Raw genomic sequence first — 17,648 nt, forward strand, 5'->3', positions numbered from 1 at the left:
CTGTCATCTACTGGCAGGCATCGGGGAGAGTATTGCCGTAACTCGTGGTTATAGATGTGTGGAGATATATGCACACCACACATGACTGACCACTACGGCTTCGGGACACGCTGTGTCCACGCCGGCCAGGAGGAGCCGGACCCGGCCACAGGGGCCCGAGCCCCGCCAATATATCAGACTTCTTCGTACGTTTTCGAGGACGCGGCGACCGCGGCCGACCGATACGCCCTGGAGGACGACGGCAACGTCTACTCCCGATTCGACAACCCGACGGTGCGGATGCTGGAGAAACGGCTGGCGTCGCTGGAGGGGGCCGTCGACGCCGTCGCGACCGGCTCCGGGATGGCCGCTCTGGACGCCGCGACGACCGTCCTCGCGAGTGCGGGCGACAACGTGGTCTCGGCGTCCTCTATCTACGGTGGCACCCACTCCTATCTCGCGAACACCGCCAGCCAGCGCGCCGTTGAGACGCGCTTCGTCGACACGCTCGACCCCGACGCCTACGCCGCGGCCATCGACGACGACACCGCCTACGTCCACTGTGAGACCATCGGCAACCCCTCGCTCGTCGTCCCGCCGCTGCAGGAAATCGCCGACGTGGCCCACGACCACGGCGTCCCCTTCTTCGTCGACAACACCTTCGGCACGCCGGCGCTCTGTCGCCCGCTCGAACACGGCGCCGACATCGTCTGGGAGTCGACGACGAAGTGGATCCACGGCTCCGGGACGACCGTGGGCGGCGTGCTCGCCGACGGCGGCTCGTTCCCCTGGGGCGAGCATGGCGAGAAGTACCCCGAAATCGGCGGGGAGAACCCCGCCTGGGGCTTCGACTTTTCGGAGCGCTTCGGGGACCGCGCGTTCGCCGTGGCCGCCCGCCAGCGCGGCCTGCGCGCGCTCGGTGACGGCCAGAAACCGTTCGACGCCTGGGCGACCTTGCAGGGCACCGAGACCCTCTCCTTGCGGATGGAGCGACACTGCTCGAACGCGCTGACGGTGGCCGAACACCTCGAGGACCACCCCGATGTGTCGTGGGTCACCTATCCCGGGCTCGAATCCCACGAGACCCACGCACTCGCCGCCGAGTATCTCGAGGGCGGGTTCGGCGGCGTCGTCACCTTCGGCCTCGAGGGCGGCTTCGAGGCCAGCAAGGGCTTCTGTGAGGAGACCGAACTCGCGCAGTTCCTCGCGAACATCGGCGACGCGAAGACGCTGGTCATCCACCCCGCCAGCACTACCCACGCACAGCTCTCCGAGGACGAACAGCGGGCAAGCGGCGTCAGCCCTGACCTCGTCCGGATGAGCGTCGGCATCGAGGACCCCGAAGACATCCTCGAAGATATCGACGACGCCATCGCGAGGGTGAGCTGAGATGGATTCGAACACCGTCTCCGTCGGCGAGTTCGAGTTCCAGTGCGGGGAGACCATCGACGACCTCGAACTGGCCTACGAGACCTACGGCGACTTTACGGGTGACAACGCCGTGCTGGTCTGTCACGCCCTGACCGGGAGCGCTCACGTCGCCTCGCGGGGCCGCTTCGAGGAGGGCGACCAGGCCTACGCCTGGTGGGACGATATCGTCGGCCCGGGGAAAGCCATCGACACGACGGAGTACTTCGTCGTCTGTGTGAACGTCCCCGGCTCCTGTTATGGCTCCAGTGGCCCGTCGAGTACGAACCCCGAGACCGGCGAGCCCTACGGGCCCGACTTCCCGCCCGTAACTGTGGCCGACTGGACCGAGGCCCAGCGCCGGGTGCTGGACGAACTGGGCGTCCCCGCCCTCTACGCGGTCGTCGGCGGCAGCGTCGGCGGCATGAACGTCCTGGAGTGGGCCAAGCGCCACCCCGACCACGTCGAGAAGATAGTGCCTATCGCCGCCGCGGGCCGGCTGGACCCGCAGTGTCTCGCACTCGATGGTATCGCCCGGCGGGCCATCACCACCGACGAGAACTGGCAGGGCGGCCACTACTACGACGGCCCCGAACCCGACCAGGGGCTGGCGCTCGCCCGGCAGATCGGCCACGTGATGTACTTCTCGAAGTCGAGCATGGAGCGGCGGTTCGGTCGCCGGGCCGCCACTCGCGAGGCCGAGCGGGCCTTCCCCACGGACCCCGCCGGCCGTTTCTTCCCGTACCGGGACGTCGAGTCGTATCTCGACTACAACGCCTCGAAGTTCGTCGAGCGTTTCGACGCCAACAGCTACCTCTATCTCACGCGGGCGATGGACAACTACGACCTCGCGAGCGGCTTCGAGGGAGACGCCGACGCGCTGGCGGCCTTCGACGGTGCGGCGCTGGTGATGTCTTTCACCGGGGACTGGCACTTCACCAGCGACCAGTCCGAAGCCCTCGCCGACGCCCTGCGGGCCACCGACACGCCGGTCGCCCACCACGTCGTCGACTCCGATTACGGCCACGATGCCTTCCTCGTCGAGCCCGACAACGTCGGGCCGCCACTCGCCGACTTCCTCGAGGTCGGCCTCGACGGGAGCGCTATCTCCGACACGGAGGAGTCCGACGAGGAGCCCTCGGACTTCGCGCCGGTCCACAACAGCCTCTTTTCGAGCTAGGCTTTATCATACCTCGGTCCGTCTATAAATATATATGACTGATATGTTCGCCAGCGCCGACGAGGAGGGGCTCGCGTTCGGGATGACCGTCTACGACGAGGACGGCGAGGAACTCGGCACCATCCGCGGGTTCGACCAGCACGGCTTCTACGTCAGTGTCGAGGAGGGAATCCAGTCACTGACCGACGACCACCGGACCACTGGTGCGGCCGGCGAGGCCGAACTGATGTGGCGCTGCTGGGAGTGTGGTGCCATGGGCGACATCGACGAGGACATCCCCGAGGCCTGTCCCGACTGTGGCGCGCCGAAGGAGGATATCTACTACTGGACCGAAGACTAATCTAACCGGCGAGCGGGTTGAGCCGCGAGCCGTGGGTTCGTCCTCGTGAGGACCGATTCACACGTGAGCGGTCACGTCCGGGAGGTCGATGATGCCAAGAATGCGATTCAGAGAGACGTTCGACGCTGCTGGGCCGACACACCGACTCAACGCGCGACCCTCGTCCGATGTCGACGACCGGTCGGCGGACGGACTCATCGGTGTCGAGAACCGCGTCGTGGATGTCGCCATGGAGTACGGTACGGCCGTACACCTCGATGTCGATCCGGGGCACGGCCAGTTCGAGCTGCTCCAGCGTGAGCTGACTCAGGTGCCGGATCGCGACCGGGTATTCGTCGAGTCGGACCACGAGTATCGAGCGAACCTCCCGGCGGACCGGTCTCTCGTCGACGCGCTACTGGACGTGCCCGACGGCGACAGATGGGCATACAGCGACCGCCTGTTCGCTCTCGAGGCCGTCGCCGTCCTGACCGAGCAGTCGTGGACGTATCGGTCGGTCCCACACGAAACCCACATTCGGGAACTCAACGCTGCGGGCCAGGACGGGCTGCTGGCGGAACTGGAAGATATGCTGGAGCGCGTACCGGGCACAGATATCGTCGCGCTGGACGACGCCGTGTAGGCGCAGCGAACGCACGCTCCCTGCGCCCATGGGTCGCAGTTACTCCACGCGCTCGATTCGGTTGGCGATGGCCACGTCGACGCTGTCGCGAACCGTCTCGACGGCGGCCTCCGGCAGCGCGAACCGCAGTAAACCGCCACGCCAGTCGGCGATAGCGACGCCGTCGGGGTCGAAGACGACCGCGCGGTCGAGGTCGGCGAACAGTTCGGCGAGGTCGGCGAACGCTGCCTCGGTGAGCGCGAGCGTCCCGATGGTGTGGTCGTCGGCGACGGTCACGTCGGCGTGGCCCGAGAGCGCCTCCAGCGCCTCGCGTCGCGGCCCGAGAAGGTCCATACGGCGGCCGATTGCGAGCCGGACCGACACCCGCTCAGGGCGTCGCGGCGTCGCGTCTAGCACGGCTGCGAGCGCGTCGAGTGCGACCGCTTCGTCGGTCGCCGGCGGGCGGAGCCGGTAGCTGGGTTCGGCCGACGGCCACGCCACCGATTCGGAGTCCATACCGGCGTTTTGGGACGGGTGCTGTTGTCGGTTCTGGTCTCTCAGCGCTGCTGCTCGAAGGACTCGCGGTACCGCTGGCCCAGCGCCGTGTGGTTGAGTCGCCAGTAGAGAAAGCCACCGACAGTCACGACGTTGAAACCCAGATGTGCAAGTTCGACCGGTGAGTCCGGCACGTTGCTGGTATATTTCCCGTACTCGATAGCCCCCGCGAACAGCTCCGGCGCGACCGCCCTGAGTGCCGGGACGAACACGACAAACGCGAGCGCGAGCGAGACGACCGCGACGACGAGCAGTTCGGCGACGACACGGGTGCTCCCCTCCGCTCGCAGGGCGTCGAGCTCACCGACCATACGCTTCGGTGGTCGACCGTCGAAATAAAGCCTTGCGACGCTCCCAGTGCCACCCACCCGCATCGTTTTGTCCGTGGGGAGAGAGGGCGAACATATGCCCGCCCGGTACGACGTGCTCCGGTACAGCGATGGCACACACCGGGCGGTTCCGGCGGGAGACGGCCAGGGGGTCGTCGGGGCCCACCGGCGTGAATCCAGACGGCAGCAACTGACCGGCTCGCTCACGGCGGGGTTCCTTGCGATGGTCGTTCTCGTCCTCGTCGGCGGCGTCGTGTACGATTCGTTCGTGACCACACTCGGTGTCGGAATCGGGCTCGGTGCCGTCGCGGCCATCCTCCGTGCGGAGCGCTGGACACACGAGGGTCCGGAGCTCGCGGTCTCGGACGCCTCGGAGCGAGTCGTCCGCGACTACGTCGACGAGTTCGACCCCGACGAAGTCACCGACCCGTTCGACGCGGGCGACTGAACCCTTTTGTAGCGTCCGCGCCTCGCCCGGACATGGACATCGCCGTCGTCGGTGCGGGCAGCCTCGGCAGCCTGCTCGGTGGGTTGCTGGCCCGCGAGCACGACGTGACCCTCGTCGGTCGGGACCCACACATGGAGCGAGTGGCCAGCGATGGCCTCCGTGTGAGGGGCGTCGAGCAGTTCCACAGCGAGCCGGCGGGCCGCACCGACGTTCCGGCGAGCGCCGACCTCGCCGTCGTCGCCGTCAAGAGCGACGACACGGCCGCCGTGGCCGAGCAGCTCGCCGACTGCGACCTCGAGGTGTGTCTCTCGGTCCAGAACGGGATGGGCAACGAGGAGATACTCGCCGACGCGCTCTCCTGTCCCGTGCTCGCGGGCACCTGCACTTACGGCGCCCGGCTGGAGGAGCCGGGAACCGTCGCGTTCACGGGCCGCGGGGAGGTCGTCCTGGGCGCTCGCGAGGGCGGGGAGTCAGCGGTCGGCCAGCGGGTCGGCGCGGCGTTTACCGAGGCCGGAATCGACGCCACCGTGGCGACGGATATGCCCCGTCGACTCTGGGCGAAGCTGGCCGTCAACACCGCAATCAACGCGACGACGGCGCTCGCTCGCGTCGAGAACGGCGCACTCGCCGACGGACCGGGCGCCGACCTCGCTGCCGACGCCGCCCGCGAGACGGCCCGGGTCGCCCGCGAGCAGGGTGTCGACCTCACCGACGAGCGGGCGGTGGCGCTCACCCGGCAGGTCGTCCGCGACACCGCCGCGAACCGCTCCTCGATGCTGGAGGACGTGGCGGCCGGACGCCCGACGGAGATAGACGCCATCAACGGCTACGTGGTGCGAGTGGCCGAGGAGCCGGTGCCGGTCAACGAGACGCTGACGCGGCTGGTCCGGACCTGGGCGGCCGGCAGAGACGAGTAGGCGGCCGAATCAGTTCGCGTCCTGCCCGCCGTCGGCGGCCGTCTCGACCGGCTTCTGGGCCATCCCGAGCATCTCGCGGGCCTCGTCGGCCGTCGCGATGTCGCGGTCGAGGTGCTCGATAATCTCGGCGGTGCGTTTGACCAGCTGCTGGTTGCTCTTTGCTTTCTCGCCGCGCCGGTAGTAGAGGTTGTCCTCCATGCCGACACGGACGTGGCCGCCCAGCAAGACGGCCATCGTCGTCAGCGGGAGCTGGTGAGGGCCGACCGCGAGGACGTTGAACTCCGCGCCGTCGGGGATGTTGTCCACCATCGTCAACAGGTTCCGGGGGTTCGCTGGGGTGAAGGAACCGCCGAAGATGAGGTTGATGTAGGGCGGCTCCTCGACCAGCCCCTCGTCGACGAGCCGGCGGACCTCCGCCAGCTGGCCGGAGTTGAACACCTCCATCTCCGGTTTGATGCCTTTCGCCTGCATCTCGACGGCCAGGCGCTCGATGTTGTTGCGGGTGTGGTTCGTGATGATGTGTTTGTCCCGTTTGAACGGCCCCATATCGAGTGAGGCCATCTCCGGCGGCGGGTCCGTGCGGATGCCCGCCACGCGGCGCTCGTACCCGGCCTGCCCGCCGGTGGTGTTCTGGATGATGATGTCGTCACACGCCTCTCGAATCGCGTCGTTCACTTCCTGCAACCGGCTGGCGTCGTTCTCGCCGTGCTCGTTGCGCCCGTGAACGTGCGCGATTGACGCACCGACCTCCTCGCAGGCAGCCACCTGCTGGGCGATCTCCTCGGGCTGTTCCGGGAGGTTGGGGTTCACGTCTTTACCGTGGATCGCGCCGGTGGTGGCCACCGTGATGATGACCTTCTTTTGCCGGTGGTAGTCGTCGTATGGCACTACTGCGACTCGCGGTTGTCGCTACTTGGGTATGATACAGCTATCGCCCCGCCGGCGGGGGTACGCGGGACGTATCCCCGGAAACCTCTCAATAACCAAGCCCGCTGCCGGGGACCGTTCACGACGATGACCTGTCCGTATCTGGACTACCGAGACGCCGACGGCGAGCAGGAGTTCGACCACGACCGACCGTACTGTCAGATACAGGAGTCGTTCGTCTCGCCGATGGAGGCCGACCTCTGTAACGACCGGCACGATTTCGACCACGAAGCCGACTGTGCGGTGTTCCAGCGCCACCACCTAGACGCCGACCAGCTCGTCCCCGGCCTGGAGCTACAGGATGCGGACTGAGACGGCGACGACCGACCGAGCGCGCGGTGACGACTACCACGTCCGCTGGTTCCGTGAGGGGGACAAGGCGGACTTTATGGCCCTCCATCGGGAGACCTTCCCGGACGGCTCCGACGCGTGGTTCGACTGGAAGTTCCTCGAGAACCCGTATCTCCCGGAGACGCCCATCGTCGTCACCGAACACGACGGCGACATCGTCGGGGCCCGACCGAACCTAGCCTTCCAGATGCGCGCCGGCGACACCTACCACACGGCCCTGCAGTCCTGTGACACGATGGTCCACGAGGACCATCGCCGTCAGGGTCTGTTCAGCCGGATGAGCGAGCGTCTCTTCGCCGACTACGCCGACGCCCAGCCCGCCTTCACGTTCAACAACCCCAACCCGATGACGACGGCGGGCCTGGAGAAACTGGGCTGTGATATCGCCGGCGAACACACCACCTATTACCGCATCCAGAACCCCGCGGCCTACGCCGGCAGAGAGGGGCGGCTCGTCGAGGCGGCGACTGCCTCCGCAGCCAGTGCCTATCTCGCCGCTCGCGACCACCGGTTCGACCCGCCCGGCGAAGTGAGCGTCACCCGACACACCGGGACGCCGGCCGCGACACTGGCCGGGCTCTACCGCCGCCGCCCGCCGTCGGAAATCCACGCTTACCGCGACGAGCAGTTCTTCGACTACCGCTTTGGCAACCCAAACTGGGAGTACACCACCTACACTGCCACGCTCGGAGACCGCCCCGTCGCCGGCGTCGTCACCGGCACCGGACAGAAGGAGGGCCACACCGTCACCAACGTCGCCGACGTCCTCCCGCTGGTCGGCGGCCCCGAACGCGACCGGGCGCTCCCCGCCGTCTTCGACCGGCTCGTGGCCGACCACGCCGACTCGGACGTCGTCGCGGTCCGCGGCCGGTCCGTCCCCCACGACCTCCTGACGGCGCTGGGATTTCACAGCGACCAGCGGCTTCCCTTCGCCCCGATGGCCAACCCCACGCGGCTGGTCGTCTCGCCGATTCCCCCTGACGGCGGCTGGCGCGTCGCGGGCCGGGATATCCGGGATATTACGAACTGGCGGCCCACCTTCGTCGAACACAACACCGCCTAGCAGCTGTCGCTGTGGTCGGTTTTCCTGCCGCTGCCGCGGCGCTACACAGCCAGAAAGCCCCGGCTGGCTCCGGTCGGAGGACTCGCTGTGCGCTTCCTTCGCTCACTTCGTTCGCTCAGTCCAGTGCTTACGTCGTCCGCCTTCCCGGAGCCAGCCGCCCCTTTCAGTCCCACCCAAGCCGGTTGGTCAGCCGGCTACGGGCGGGACTGAAAGGGGCGACCCGTTCGACGACGGCGGGCGACATAAGCACCGGAGCCGACCATCGGGAGGCGAGGAGCGCAGCGAGCCCCCCGAGTCGAACGGGTCGGGGCTTTCTGGCTGTTCAAGATAACTGCTAAGCTGCCCGTATACCCAGATAACACGGTGATTCCTAGTTCCGTTTCAGCACGTACAGCGCCGCGACGCCACCTAACAAGAGCGCGAACAGATAGCTGGCCACGCGGTACAGAATAGCGATGACGGCGGCGTCGGTCTGTCCGATGGCGGTCAGGGCGACCACCAGCACGACGAGTGCGGTCTCGACGGCGCCGGAGCCGCCGGGTGAGGGGACCAGGCCCGCGAGTGTCGAGGCGGGAACGATGAAGAAGACGAGTACGAGCGGGAGTTGTGCGCCGATGGCCTGCGCCGAGAAGTACAGCGGCAGCGCGAAGAAGACCCAGCCGACATAAGAGACGCTGAGGGCCTTCGCGAGGGCCCGTCGGTCCCGGGCGATGCGCTCGAAGGCGGCCTCGGTCTCGTGGATGCGACTCCGGAGGCCGTCGAGGCTGACCACTGGCAGGTGGTCGACGAGGGGCGCCGAGAGCCGGAGGACGGCGCCACGGAGCCGGTCGCGAAAGCGCCACCCGATAGCCGTGATGAGCGGGACGCCGACCGAGAGGACGACCAGCCCGCCGGCCAGCGGTTCGACGGCCTCCGGGAGCTCGCTCCCGTACAGCAGCGCCGCGAACCCGACGCCGGAGAAGGTGACGAAGGGAAAGAGGTTCAGGAGGTCCGCCGTCACCACGCTCGCGAGGCTGTCCTGGTAGCTGGCCTCCGTATCGCGGGAGAGGACGTAGGCGATGAAGGGCTCGCCGCCGGCCTGACCGAGCGGTGTGACGTAGTTGGCGAATGTGGCGGCGTAGTAGGTCACGACGAGTCTCGAAAAGGACTCCTCGATACCGGCGACGCCCAGCACTATCTGCCAGGCTTTCCCCCACGCGGTGAGACAGATTGCCGTCGAGAGACAGGCCAGCGCCAGCCAGCCCAGGTCGGCACGGCGGAGCCCCGACAGTACCCCCTCGGTCCCGACGAAGTCGACCAGCAGCGCGATGACCCCGCCCGCGACCACAAAGCCCAGCAGTATCTGGGCGACGGTCTTGCGGTCGAGGAAGTCGAGGGCGGCGCTGTCCGAGCTCACGTCAGTCGATGTATCCGAGGTCCTGCAGTCGGTCCTTCGTCTCGTCGTCCATCTCGGAAAGCACGTCGCCGTCGGCCCCGTCGGCCTCGTCGGGCCAGGTCGCATCGACCGAGTCGACGAAGTCGAACAGGGCCCGTTTCAGATGCGTCGGCTCGTCGTCGGTCCCCACGAGATTTGCCGTCTCGTCGGGGTCGGTTCCGACGTGGTAGGCCTCGTCGGGGATGCGCGTACAGTGGATGTACTTCTCCTCGACGGTCCGGGCGGCCCCCATCCGCGAGTAAAAGCGGGACTGCTCGTCCAGTTCGATGCCCGCACTACTGGCTTTCCCCTCTAACTGTCGCAACTCGACGACGGGCTGGTGGTACTCGACGAAGCCGACCTCGCCCCGCGGGACGCCGCCCAGCTCCTCGGCGAACTCACGGTAGTCGGCCGACAGGAGCGAGCGAGCCGACTGCAGGGGCTCGCCCCGTCCCTCGGCGCCCGCCGCGTCCAGAATCGTGTGATAGAGGTCGACGAGTTCGACGGTCGTCTCGTCGTCCCGGCCCGGTTCGATGTCGGGGTGTTTGACCATGAGCGGGACGTTGACAAGCGGGTCGTAGATACCGAACTCGTGGCCGTAGAGGTCGTGTTCGCCGAACAGCTCGCCGTGGTCAGCACAGACAACCACGGTGGTGTCGTCCCACTGGCCGGTGTCCTTGAGATGCGAGAAGAGCCGGTCCAGCTGGTCGTCGATGTGAGCGAGTTCGGCGTCGTAGAGGCCCTCGATGTCGTCCCACTCCTCGTCGTCGATGTCGCGAGCGCCGCAGTTGAACTCCTTGGAGTTCTGGCACACCTCGGTCGAGTCGACGCCGGGGGCGAACCGCTCGGCGTACTCCTCGGGCGGGTGGTAGGGAAGATGTGCGTCCATCAGATTGATGAACGCGAAGAAGTCCTCGCTCTCGTCGACGAAGTCGATGGTCTTGTCGATGACCTGTGGCGTCTTCGTGTCACCGCCGCCGCCCTCGGCGAGGTGTTCGTGAATCTTGTTCCCGACCTGGACCATCCGGTCGGCGACGCTGCGCAGCGTGTCGTTGTCGTTCATCGTCTGCCAGAGACTCGCCAGCGGGCCAGAGAGGAGCTCGCTGGGCATTATCTGGAAGAAGTTGTCGTGGTCGTCAAAGCCCGCCGTCAGGTTCGTGTAGCTCGTAATCCAGGCGTTCGAGGAGTAACAGGCGGTGTCGTATCCCGCTGCCGACAGCGACTCGGCGAGCGTGGTCGCGCCCGCCAGATAGGGGTCCTCCTGGGTGGCCTCGTGCTCGCTGGGATACAGGCCGGTAAACATCGAGGCGTGGACCGGCAGCGTCCAGGGGGCCGGCGCGACGGCCCCCTCGTAGACGGCGGCCTCGTCGGCGAACTCGGCGAGGTGCGGGGTCGTCTCGCGCGTCTCGTCGTAGACGGTCAGACGGTCCTTCCGGACCGTGTCCAGGACGACGAAGAGGACGTTTTCCCCGTCCGTATCGGTCATACAGTATCAGAATTCGCCGATCGGGTTAATACAGTGTGGTTCCGTCCGACGGGCTAGCCGTTCGGGCAGACGGGGCGATAGACGGCGTGTCAGACCGGCCGAACGCTCTAGAACGGCGCTTCCGGACCCTCGTCGTCGCCGCCGACGTCGCCGCCACGGGAGTCGCCGCCGCCGAAGGAAGGCGTCATGCCGCCGTCGGCGCCGCCGGCCATTCCCTCGCCCTGTTCCTGTCCGGTACGGGCGACGACCTCGTTGATCTCGGGAATCTCCTTGGTCATACGGGTCTTGATGGCCTGGATGGTCATCGGGGAGATGCCACAGCCCGAACACGCACCGCCCAGGCGGATGGTGACGCTGCCCTCTTCGCGGTCGATGTTCTCGATGGCCGCGCTCCCGCCGTGCATCTGAATCTGGGGGAAGTTCCGGCGCAGGAAGTTCGTGATTCGCTCGCGCAGGTCGTTGTCGTCGTCGGCTCCGGTCTCGGTGCTCATGGTGGCTGGATGTGGGGGCCGGGGAGGCTTAGACCTTTGGACTCCTGCCGTCTTTCGGCCGCTGAATCGGCGCGTCGGGCCGCCGAGCCGGCCGGTGGTCGGCGTCTGACGCACGGCTGACGCCCCGTTCGACCCCTCCCGGGTCCCGCGGTTTCACTTTCGGGCCGGTTGGCTGGCGTATATGTCCCGGCCGCCCCTCGGCACCGGTATGTTCGAAGCGCTGAAACGGGTCGTCCGGCGACAGACACGCGGTGGGGCCATCCGGGAGTGTCGCCGGTGTGGCACGACGGTCGAGCCCGCGGACGGCGGCTGTCCCGCGTGTGAGTCGACCGACATCGTGCAGTACGATTTCTGAGGCGGCCAGTTCGCCACCCCTCCGCTCACTGTGCGTTCGCGATGGCGTCGTTCAGCGCGTCCAGTTCCTCTTGCATCTCCGTCTCAGTGTTGGGCAAGAAGCCGACCTTGTCGGCGACGAGTTCCTCGTTCGCGCTCTGTTCGACGAAGTAGCGGGCGAACTCGGCGACGTGTGCCTCGGCCAGTCGGTCGGTGTTGACGTAGGTGAACAGCGGTCGTGCCAGCGGATACTCACCGGTCTGGGCGGATTCGAGCGACGGTTCGACACAGCCGTCGCCGGCGTCGATTCCGGGCGCGCTCACGGCGTCACTGTTCGCCTGGTAGTACGCGAACCCGAGATAGCCGATGGCGTACTGGTCGGACTGGACGGCCTGCAGGATAGTGTTGTCCTGCTCGGTCGCCTGGTACTCGCTCGTGTGAGCGGCGTTCTCCCCGATGATTTCGTCCCGGAAGTAGTCGAACGTCCCGGAGGTGTCGGCGGGACCGAACCGCTGTATCTCTTCGTCGGGCCAGTCGCTGTCGACGTCCGCCCAGGTGGTCGCACCGTCGGCGCGCCAGATCTGTCGGAGCTGGTCCGTCGTCATGCAGTCGCCCCAGTCGCTGTCGTTGTTGACTATGACAGTCAGTGCATCCGTGGCGATACTCATCTCGTGGTAGTCGACGTCGTTACTGGCACACTGGTCCTGCTCGCCGGCAGTAATCGGCCGCGAGGCGTTGTTGAAATCGGACTCGCCTGTACAGAACAGGTTGGCGAAGCCGCCGCCGGTGCCGTCGCGGCTCACGCTGAACTCGACCTGTGGGTGCTGCTGTATGAACCCCTCGAGCACCGCCCGACTGAGGGGGTAGAGCGTCGAGCTCCCGCCGATACGTACCGACCCTTCGAGCGGCGTCTCTGTCTCCGTCCCGCTGTCCGGTTCCGCCTCCGTCTCTGTCGCCTCGGTGGCTGTCGGTCCGGCGTCGGTCGCTGTGCCGTCCGCCGACCCCTCGCTGCCGTCCTGGAGACAGCCACCCATTGCGGTCGTCAGCCCGGCCGCCAGCACGCTCAGATACTCGCGTCGTTTCGACATATCTGTGCTCTCAAATGTATGAAATAAATAACATGGTGGTCTCGGGCCGGACGAAAACACCTTACAGCGTGGCGCGAAACCCTTCCAGCAATGAGCGACAGCGACTCGGGTGGGCCGAAGCAGGTAGACGACCCCGACTACCACAGCCAGAACCACACGGCGGCCCAGACCTGCGGCTGGACGGCAAACGCCCTGCGCGGGGAGGGGAAGTGTTACAAGTACGCCTTCTACGGCATCGAGTCCCATCGCTGCATCCAGATGACGCCCGTCGTGAAGTGCAACGAGCGCTGTGTCTTCTGCTGGCGGGACCACGCGGGCCACGCCTACGAACTGGGCGACGTCGAGTGGGACGACCCCGCCGCCGTCGCCGACGCGAGCGTCGAACTCCAGCGCAAACTGCTCTCGGGTTTCGGCGGCAACGACGAGGTCCCCCGCGAGGTGTTCGAGCAGGCGATGGAACCGCGCCACGTCGCCATCTCGTTGGACGGCGAACCGACGCTGTATCCGTATCTCCCCGAACTCATCGAGGAGTTCCACGACCGCGACATCACCACCTTCCTCGTCTCGAACGGCACCCACCCGGAGATGCTACGGCGGTGTGACCCCACACAGCTGTACGTCTCCGTCGACGCCCCCGACCGGAAGACCTTCGACTCGACAGTGAAGGCCGTCGAGGACGACGCCTGGGACAATCTCATCGACACACTGGACGTGCTGGCCGAGAAAGACGACACCCGGACCGTCATCCGGTCGACGCTCGTACGCGAGGAGAATATGCACCGCCCCGCGTGGTACGCGGCGATGTGTGACCGCGCCGACGCCGACTTCGTGGAGCTGAAAGCGTACATGCACGTGGGCCACTCGCGGGGTCGACTGGACCGCGAGTCGATGCCCAGCCACGAGGAGATTCTCGACTTTACCGAATCGATGCAGGAGTTCCTGCCCGACCACGACACTATCAAGGAGGTCGAACCGTCCCGCGTGGCGATGCTTGCTCGTGACGACGATACCTGGGTCCCCAAGCTGAACAAGGACAGCGAGTTCTGGGCCGACGACCCGCTCGTGGAGTACTGACGGCCCTTTTTTGTTCGGCGCATCAGCTGTGCGGTGTTTAGTTTAGGAGAGACTGTTTCGGAGAGCCGGAAAGCCCCACCCATAGCCGGTTGGCCAATCAACGCTGGGTGGGACTGAAAGGGGGCTTTCTGGCTGTTCGCATCCGCAATCGCTCACCTATCCCCAACCGAATCGAGAGGCCTAATTGTCCCTGACTCGGAGCCGTTGTGTGTCCCGTCGGCTGTACACCGTCGGTCTGTTCGCCCTCCTCGCGACGCTGTGGGGACTGTCTTTCCTGGCTATCGAAATCGGCCTCCGCTCGCTTGAGCCGGTGCTCTTTGCGGCTTTCCGGTACGCTATCGCGGCCGTCCTCCTGCTGGGCGTGGCCCTGGCACGCCGGGCGGACTGGCGCCCTTCGGGCCGGCCTGACGTAGACGCCATCGTCGGCGGTGGCGTCTTTCTGGTCGCGGGCAACGCGCTCCTCTTTCTCGGCCAGCAGACCGTCCCCAGCGGTGTGGCGGCCATCATGCAGAGCCTGGTCCCCGTACTGACCTCGCTGTGGGCGCTCGCCTTGCTCCCCGAGGAGCGCGTCTCCGCTGTCGGGGCGGTCGGTATCCTGCTTGGCTTCGTCGGTGTCGGCCTCATCGTCCGGCCCGACCCCGCGAATCTGCTGGGCAGCGACGTGGTCGGTCGCCTGCTCATCCTCGGCCAGGCCGCGAGCGTCGCGCTGGGCGGGGTCATCATCCAGCGGGCCGGTCCGACGCTGGACCGGGCCGCGCTCTCGGGGTGGTCGATGGCCGTCGGTGGCGTTATCCTCTTCGGGCTCAGCTACGCGCTCGGCGAGCCGTTCGGGCTCCCCGCCACCGTCCCCGGCTGGGCCGCCGTCGCCTATCTCGGCGTCTTCGCGACGGCGGTGGCCTTCCTCATTTACTACACGTTACTGGAGGTTCGGGGCGCCCTGGAGACCTCGCTGGTCGCGTACCTCGTGCCTGTCGTGGCGACCGTCGTCGGCATCGCGGTGCTGGGCGAATCCGTGACGCTGCCGACCCTCGCGGGGTTCCTGCTCGTCTTCGCCGGCTTCGTCCTGCTGAAACGCCGGGCTATCGGCGGGCTCATCGTCGAAGCGCGGCGCTGACGACCCCAGCGTTCCAATTGTGTGACGAGTTCCACCTTCGGTATGCTTATCCGAATATAGTCCGTACTGGTGGGTATGGCAGACTCATCGGGACAGGCCGTCGGGCGCGACGAGCTGGCGACGCTGAAGCTGCTCGCGCTGGACGGCGCGATGGACGAGCCGACGAAGGTCTCCTGTGCGGATCTGGCCGGGCGGCTCGACGCCTCGAACCAGACGGCCTCCCGGCGGCTCCAGCGGCTCGAAGACGCCGGCTTCCTCGACCGGGACATGCAGGGTGACGGGCAGCAAGTCCACATCACGAGCGCAGGGGAACGGCGCCTCCAGTCCGAGTACGCCGACTATCGGCGCATCTTCGAATCGGACGCCAGTGTCCACCTCCAGGGGCTGGTCACCTCCGGCATGGGCGAGGGGCGCCACTACATCACCCTGCCGGGCTACATGAAGCAGTTCATCGAGCGGCTGGACTACGAGCCGTTCGCGGGGACGCTGAACCTCGAACTGACCGAGGATAGCGTCCGCAAGCGCGCTCGTCTGGGCGCGCTCGAACCCGTCACCATCGAGGGGTGGGAGGACGACGAACGGACCTACGGCCCGGCCTACTGCTATCCCGTCTCCGTCGAGAGCGGCGACGGCGAGTACGAGCCGGCCCACGTCATCGCGCCCGAGCGCACCCACCACGGCGAGGAGAAGGTGGAGCTTATCGCGCCGGAGAAGCTCCGAGACGTCCTCGAACTGGAAGACGGCGACGAGGTGACTGTCCATGTCTCGGAGTGAGTCCGCGGACGGGGACACCGCAGCGGCCGTCCAGGCCGCTATCGACGCGTTCGCCCGCGGGGAGCCGGTGTTGATTCACGACGCCGCCGACCGCGAGGGTGAGACCGACATCGTCTACCCGGCGGGGTCGGTCACGCCAGAAGCCGTCGCGCGGCTCCGCAACGACGCTGGCGGGCTGGTCTGTGTCGCGCTCTCGGACGGCGTCGCCGAGGACCTGGAACTGCCGTTCATGCAGGATGTGCTCGACCATCCGACGAGCGCCGACCACGAACTCGCCTACGACGAGCGCTCCTCGTTTTCGTTGACGGTCAATCATCGGGACACGTTCACCGGCATCACCGACGACGACCGCTCGCTGACCATCACGGAACTGGCCGCACTTGCGGCCGACCCCGACCCCGACGGGTTCGGCGAGGCCTTCCGGTCGCCGGGCCACGTCCACCTGCTGCGGGCCGCGCCGGCCCTGCTCGCGGACCGCGAGGGCCACACCGAGCTGGGTGTCGCGCTGGCGGCCGCCGCCGACCAGCCGCCGGCCGTCGTGGTCTGTGAGATGCTCGACGACGAGACCGGCGGCGCGCTCTCGCCCGCCGACGCGCGGGCCTACGCGGCCGACGAGGGGCTCCACTACGTCGAGGGACGGGCCATCGTCGCCGCGCTGGCCTGAGTTTCTACTGCTCCTCGACCAGCGACGACAGTTCGTCGACGGTTCGGGATACGGACGCTGTCACAGTCGTGCCGTCGCGGTCGACCGCGAGGTCACCGACGACGTCGGCGACCTCGGCGTCTTGCAGCTCCGACGCGGCGCGGTCGCGTAGCTGTCGGACGACGCTCGTCACGTCCCTCGCTGCGCCGGTGTCGGCTGCGGAAAGCGTCGCTTCCAGTCCCCGAACGTCGCCGTCGCGGTAAACAGAGCCGGCGAGCGTCGTCACGTCGTCCAGCGGGGTGATGTCTATCGACTGCCCGCCGTTACCGCCGACGCCCGCCGGGACGGCATCGTTCCGGCTCGGGTCGGGCAGTCGGGTCGCAAACCGGACGGGGGCCTCGCGGGTGTCCGTGTACGCCCCGCGTATCGGCTCGCCGACGGTCGCAGTCTCACCGTTCCTGACGCCGACCGCGTCGAAGACGGCCGCTTCAGTTCCGACGGCGACGCGGTCTGACCCGAGCGCTCCGACCCAGGGGCTATCGTCCGACTCCGGCTCGTAGACGACGGTCCCGGACTCGTCTAGCTCGGTGAAGGCGATATCGTCGAAGTTCTCGATGCCCGATTTGACGTCCTCGGCGCTCAGCTCCGCCCGGAGGACGACACCGGCGTAGCCGTCGAACAGGTCGTCACCGTCGCCGCCGACGTCACCGAAGACGGTCGCGCGGTGGACTCTCTCGGGGCTGGTCTCGAACTCTGTCTCGATGTCGGACAGCAGTGCGTCGACGTCCCGGGGCTGCTCGGCCGACGAGTCGGCCGAGACGTACTGTGCGCGCTGTTGCAGGGCGACGGTGGTCAACGTCCGCAGCCCGTCGTCCTGGCGGAGGGCGTCGACGTTCGCGTCCACGACAGCGTCCGCAGTCGCGGGGACAGTATCGAGAGCGGTCGTCGAGTCGGACGGCGGGGCCGAGCGGGGCCGGCCCGTCACCGTCACGGCTGTCGCCACCGACACGAGCCCGGCGACGGCCTGGAGGGCATCTCGTCTCGCTATCTCTTTCACGACGACAACTACACACGGCTAGACTTCAATGTACTGGAACGTAGGGGGCTGAAAACAGCACGTCGCTGGAGTCGGTC

21 protein-coding genes are annotated in these 17,648 nt (G+C 67.2%); 13 read left to right on the forward strand and 8 right to left on the reverse strand.

The genetic code is table 11. The annotated features are described in order from the left end of the window. Positions 1-81: 81 nt before the first annotated feature. The 4 genes from EGD98_RS12850 (at position 82) to EGD98_RS12865 (ending at position 3,528) form a co-directional block, all read left to right on the forward strand. Complete coding sequence (locus EGD98_RS12850; RefSeq protein WP_220588769.1) at positions 82-1,368, forward strand: O-acetylhomoserine aminocarboxypropyltransferase/cysteine synthase family protein; 1,287 nt, start codon at positions 82-84, stop codon at positions 1,366-1,368. A 1-nt stretch (position 1,369) separates the two neighbouring features. Beyond that, positions 1,370-2,566, forward strand: coding sequence for a homoserine O-acetyltransferase MetX (metX, locus tag EGD98_RS12855; protein ID WP_220588770.1), 1,197 nt, complete (start codon positions 1,370-1,372; stop codon positions 2,564-2,566). Positions 2,567-2,600: 34 nt separating this feature from the next. After that, positions 2,601-2,906 carry a DUF7130 family rubredoxin-like protein gene (locus EGD98_RS12860; protein WP_220588771.1) on the forward strand — a complete coding sequence of 102 codons (306 nt, stop codon included), beginning with the start codon at positions 2,601-2,603 and terminating at the stop codon, positions 2,904-2,906. Between the two features lie 100 nt (positions 2,907-3,006). After that, complete coding sequence (locus EGD98_RS12865; RefSeq protein WP_220588772.1) at positions 3,007-3,528, forward strand: hypothetical protein; 522 nt, start codon at positions 3,007-3,009, stop codon at positions 3,526-3,528. Between the two features lie 39 nt (positions 3,529-3,567). Here EGD98_RS12865 and EGD98_RS12870 read toward each other — a convergent pair whose 3' ends face one another. Both EGD98_RS12870 and EGD98_RS12875 read right to left on the reverse strand, forming a co-directional pair. Next, complete coding sequence (locus EGD98_RS12870) at positions 3,568-4,023, reverse strand: hypothetical protein (protein ID WP_220588773.1); 456 nt, start codon at positions 4,021-4,023, stop codon at positions 3,568-3,570. A gap of 41 nt (positions 4,024-4,064) precedes the next feature. After that, positions 4,065-4,373, reverse strand: a complete 309-nt coding sequence (locus EGD98_RS12875) for a hypothetical protein (RefSeq protein ID WP_220588774.1) — start codon at positions 4,371-4,373, stop codon at positions 4,065-4,067. Positions 4,374-4,467: 94 nt separating this feature from the next. Here EGD98_RS12875 and EGD98_RS12880 point away from each other — a divergent pair, with 94 nt between their 5' ends. Both EGD98_RS12880 and EGD98_RS12885 read left to right on the forward strand, forming a co-directional pair. Beyond that, a complete protein-coding gene (locus tag EGD98_RS12880) occupies positions 4,468-4,839 on the forward strand; it encodes a hypothetical protein (RefSeq protein WP_220588775.1) in 372 nt (123 codons plus the stop codon). A 32-nt stretch (positions 4,840-4,871) separates the two neighbouring features. Further along, positions 4,872-5,756, forward strand: a complete 885-nt coding sequence (locus EGD98_RS12885; RefSeq protein ID WP_220588776.1) for a ketopantoate reductase family protein — start codon at positions 4,872-4,874, stop codon at positions 5,754-5,756. A gap of 9 nt (positions 5,757-5,765) precedes the next feature. Here EGD98_RS12885 and EGD98_RS12890 read toward each other — a convergent pair whose 3' ends face one another. Further along, positions 5,766-6,644, reverse strand: coding sequence for a beta-keto acid cleavage family enzyme (locus EGD98_RS12890; protein WP_220588777.1), 879 nt, complete (start codon positions 6,642-6,644; stop codon positions 5,766-5,768). Between the two features lie 126 nt (positions 6,645-6,770). Here EGD98_RS12890 and EGD98_RS12895 point away from each other — a divergent pair, with 126 nt between their 5' ends. Beyond that, positions 6,771-6,995 carry a hypothetical protein gene (locus EGD98_RS12895; RefSeq protein WP_220588778.1) on the forward strand — a complete coding sequence of 75 codons (225 nt, stop codon included), beginning with the start codon at positions 6,771-6,773 and terminating at the stop codon, positions 6,993-6,995. Then, entirely contained in the window at positions 6,985-8,097 is a 1,113-nt protein-coding gene (locus EGD98_RS12900; protein WP_220588779.1) for a GNAT family N-acetyltransferase, read from the forward strand. The genes EGD98_RS12895 and EGD98_RS12900 overlap by 11 nt, the downstream gene beginning before the upstream one ends. 370 nt (positions 8,098-8,467) lie before the next feature. On the opposite strand, the gene EGD98_RS12905 is transcribed toward EGD98_RS12900, so the two are convergent. The 3 genes from EGD98_RS12905 to EGD98_RS12915 all read right to left on the reverse strand — a co-directional run bounded on the left by EGD98_RS12905 (position 8,468) and on the right by EGD98_RS12915 (position 11,488). After that, positions 8,468-9,493 (reverse strand): lysylphosphatidylglycerol synthase transmembrane domain-containing protein, encoded by a 1,026-nt coding sequence (locus tag EGD98_RS12905; RefSeq protein ID WP_220588780.1) that lies wholly within the window; start codon positions 9,491-9,493, stop codon positions 8,468-8,470. 1 nt (position 9,494) lies between these two features. Next, a complete protein-coding gene (locus EGD98_RS12910) occupies positions 9,495-10,997 on the reverse strand; it encodes a sulfatase (protein ID WP_220588781.1) in 1,503 nt (500 codons plus the stop codon). Between the two features lie 107 nt (positions 10,998-11,104). Then, entirely contained in the window at positions 11,105-11,488 is a 384-nt protein-coding gene (locus EGD98_RS12915) for a NifU family protein (RefSeq protein ID WP_220588782.1), read from the reverse strand. Positions 11,489-11,696: 208 nt separating this feature from the next. On the opposite strand from EGD98_RS12915, the gene EGD98_RS12920 reads away from it, so the two are divergent. After that, complete coding sequence (locus tag EGD98_RS12920) at positions 11,697-11,843, forward strand: hypothetical protein (protein ID WP_220588783.1); 147 nt, start codon at positions 11,697-11,699, stop codon at positions 11,841-11,843. 25 nt (positions 11,844-11,868) lie between these two features. Here EGD98_RS12920 and EGD98_RS12925 read toward each other — a convergent pair whose 3' ends face one another. Further along, a complete protein-coding gene (locus tag EGD98_RS12925) occupies positions 11,869-12,909 on the reverse strand; it encodes a PstS family phosphate ABC transporter substrate-binding protein (protein ID WP_220588784.1) in 1,041 nt (346 codons plus the stop codon). A gap of 90 nt (positions 12,910-12,999) precedes the next feature. Here EGD98_RS12925 and twy1 point away from each other — a divergent pair, with 90 nt between their 5' ends. From twy1 to ribB, 4 genes are all read left to right on the forward strand, one after another. Beyond that, complete coding sequence (gene twy1, locus EGD98_RS12930) at positions 13,000-13,983, forward strand: 4-demethylwyosine synthase TYW1 (RefSeq protein WP_220588785.1); 984 nt, start codon at positions 13,000-13,002, stop codon at positions 13,981-13,983. A gap of 208 nt (positions 13,984-14,191) precedes the next feature. Further along, complete coding sequence (locus tag EGD98_RS12935; protein WP_328762910.1) at positions 14,192-15,097, forward strand: DMT family transporter; 906 nt, start codon at positions 14,192-14,194, stop codon at positions 15,095-15,097. 75 nt (positions 15,098-15,172) lie between these two features. Further along, positions 15,173-15,871, forward strand: coding sequence for a DUF120 domain-containing protein (locus EGD98_RS12940; protein ID WP_220588786.1), 699 nt, complete (start codon positions 15,173-15,175; stop codon positions 15,869-15,871). Continuing rightward, on the forward strand, positions 15,858-16,535 hold the full coding sequence (gene ribB, locus EGD98_RS12945) for a 3,4-dihydroxy-2-butanone-4-phosphate synthase (RefSeq protein WP_220588787.1): 678 nt from the start codon (positions 15,858-15,860) through the stop codon (positions 16,533-16,535). Before EGD98_RS12940 ends, ribB begins: the two co-directional genes overlap by 14 nt. 4 nt (positions 16,536-16,539) lie before the next feature. Here the strand turns inward: ribB and EGD98_RS12950 are convergent, their stop codons facing one another. Continuing rightward, positions 16,540-17,571, reverse strand: coding sequence for a hypothetical protein (locus EGD98_RS12950; protein ID WP_220588788.1), 1,032 nt, complete (start codon positions 17,569-17,571; stop codon positions 16,540-16,542). Positions 17,572-17,648 lie beyond the last annotated feature (77 nt).

This window comes from Haloarcula salinisoli (assembly GCF_019599405.1).
In the GTDB taxonomy this organism is placed as follows: domain Archaea; phylum Halobacteriota; class Halobacteria; order Halobacteriales; family Haloarculaceae; genus Haloarcula; species Haloarcula salinisoli.

Coding starts and splice junctions, on each gene's coding strand:
- EGD98_RS12850 (WP_220588769.1), top strand. CDS start 82: ATGACTGACCACTACGGCTTCGGGACACGCTGTGTCCACGCCGGCCAG.
- metX (WP_220588770.1), top strand. CDS start 1,370: ATGGATTCGAACACCGTCTCCGTCGGCGAGTTCGAGTTCCAGTGCGGG.
- EGD98_RS12860 (WP_220588771.1), top strand. CDS start 2,601: ATGACTGATATGTTCGCCAGCGCCGACGAGGAGGGGCTCGCGTTCGGG.
- EGD98_RS12865 (WP_220588772.1), top strand. CDS start 3,007: ATGCGATTCAGAGAGACGTTCGACGCTGCTGGGCCGACACACCGACTC.
- EGD98_RS12870 (WP_220588773.1), bottom strand. CDS start 4,023: ATGGACTCCGAATCGGTGGCGTGGCCGTCGGCCGAACCCAGCTACCGG.
- EGD98_RS12875 (WP_220588774.1), bottom strand. CDS start 4,373: ATGGTCGGTGAGCTCGACGCCCTGCGAGCGGAGGGGAGCACCCGTGTC.
- EGD98_RS12880 (WP_220588775.1), top strand. CDS start 4,468: ATGCCCGCCCGGTACGACGTGCTCCGGTACAGCGATGGCACACACCGG.
- EGD98_RS12885 (WP_220588776.1), top strand. CDS start 4,872: ATGGACATCGCCGTCGTCGGTGCGGGCAGCCTCGGCAGCCTGCTCGGT.
- EGD98_RS12895 (WP_220588778.1), top strand. CDS start 6,771: ATGACCTGTCCGTATCTGGACTACCGAGACGCCGACGGCGAGCAGGAG.
- EGD98_RS12900 (WP_220588779.1), top strand. CDS start 6,985: ATGCGGACTGAGACGGCGACGACCGACCGAGCGCGCGGTGACGACTAC.
- EGD98_RS12910 (WP_220588781.1), bottom strand. CDS start 10,997: ATGACCGATACGGACGGGGAAAACGTCCTCTTCGTCGTCCTGGACACG.
- EGD98_RS12915 (WP_220588782.1), bottom strand. CDS start 11,488: ATGAGCACCGAGACCGGAGCCGACGACGACAACGACCTGCGCGAGCGA.
- EGD98_RS12920 (WP_220588783.1), top strand. CDS start 11,697: ATGTTCGAAGCGCTGAAACGGGTCGTCCGGCGACAGACACGCGGTGGG.
- EGD98_RS12925 (WP_220588784.1), bottom strand. CDS start 12,909: ATGTCGAAACGACGCGAGTATCTGAGCGTGCTGGCGGCCGGGCTGACG.
- twy1 (WP_220588785.1), top strand. CDS start 13,000: ATGAGCGACAGCGACTCGGGTGGGCCGAAGCAGGTAGACGACCCCGAC.
- EGD98_RS12940 (WP_220588786.1), top strand. CDS start 15,173: ATGGCAGACTCATCGGGACAGGCCGTCGGGCGCGACGAGCTGGCGACG.
- ribB (WP_220588787.1), top strand. CDS start 15,858: ATGTCTCGGAGTGAGTCCGCGGACGGGGACACCGCAGCGGCCGTCCAG.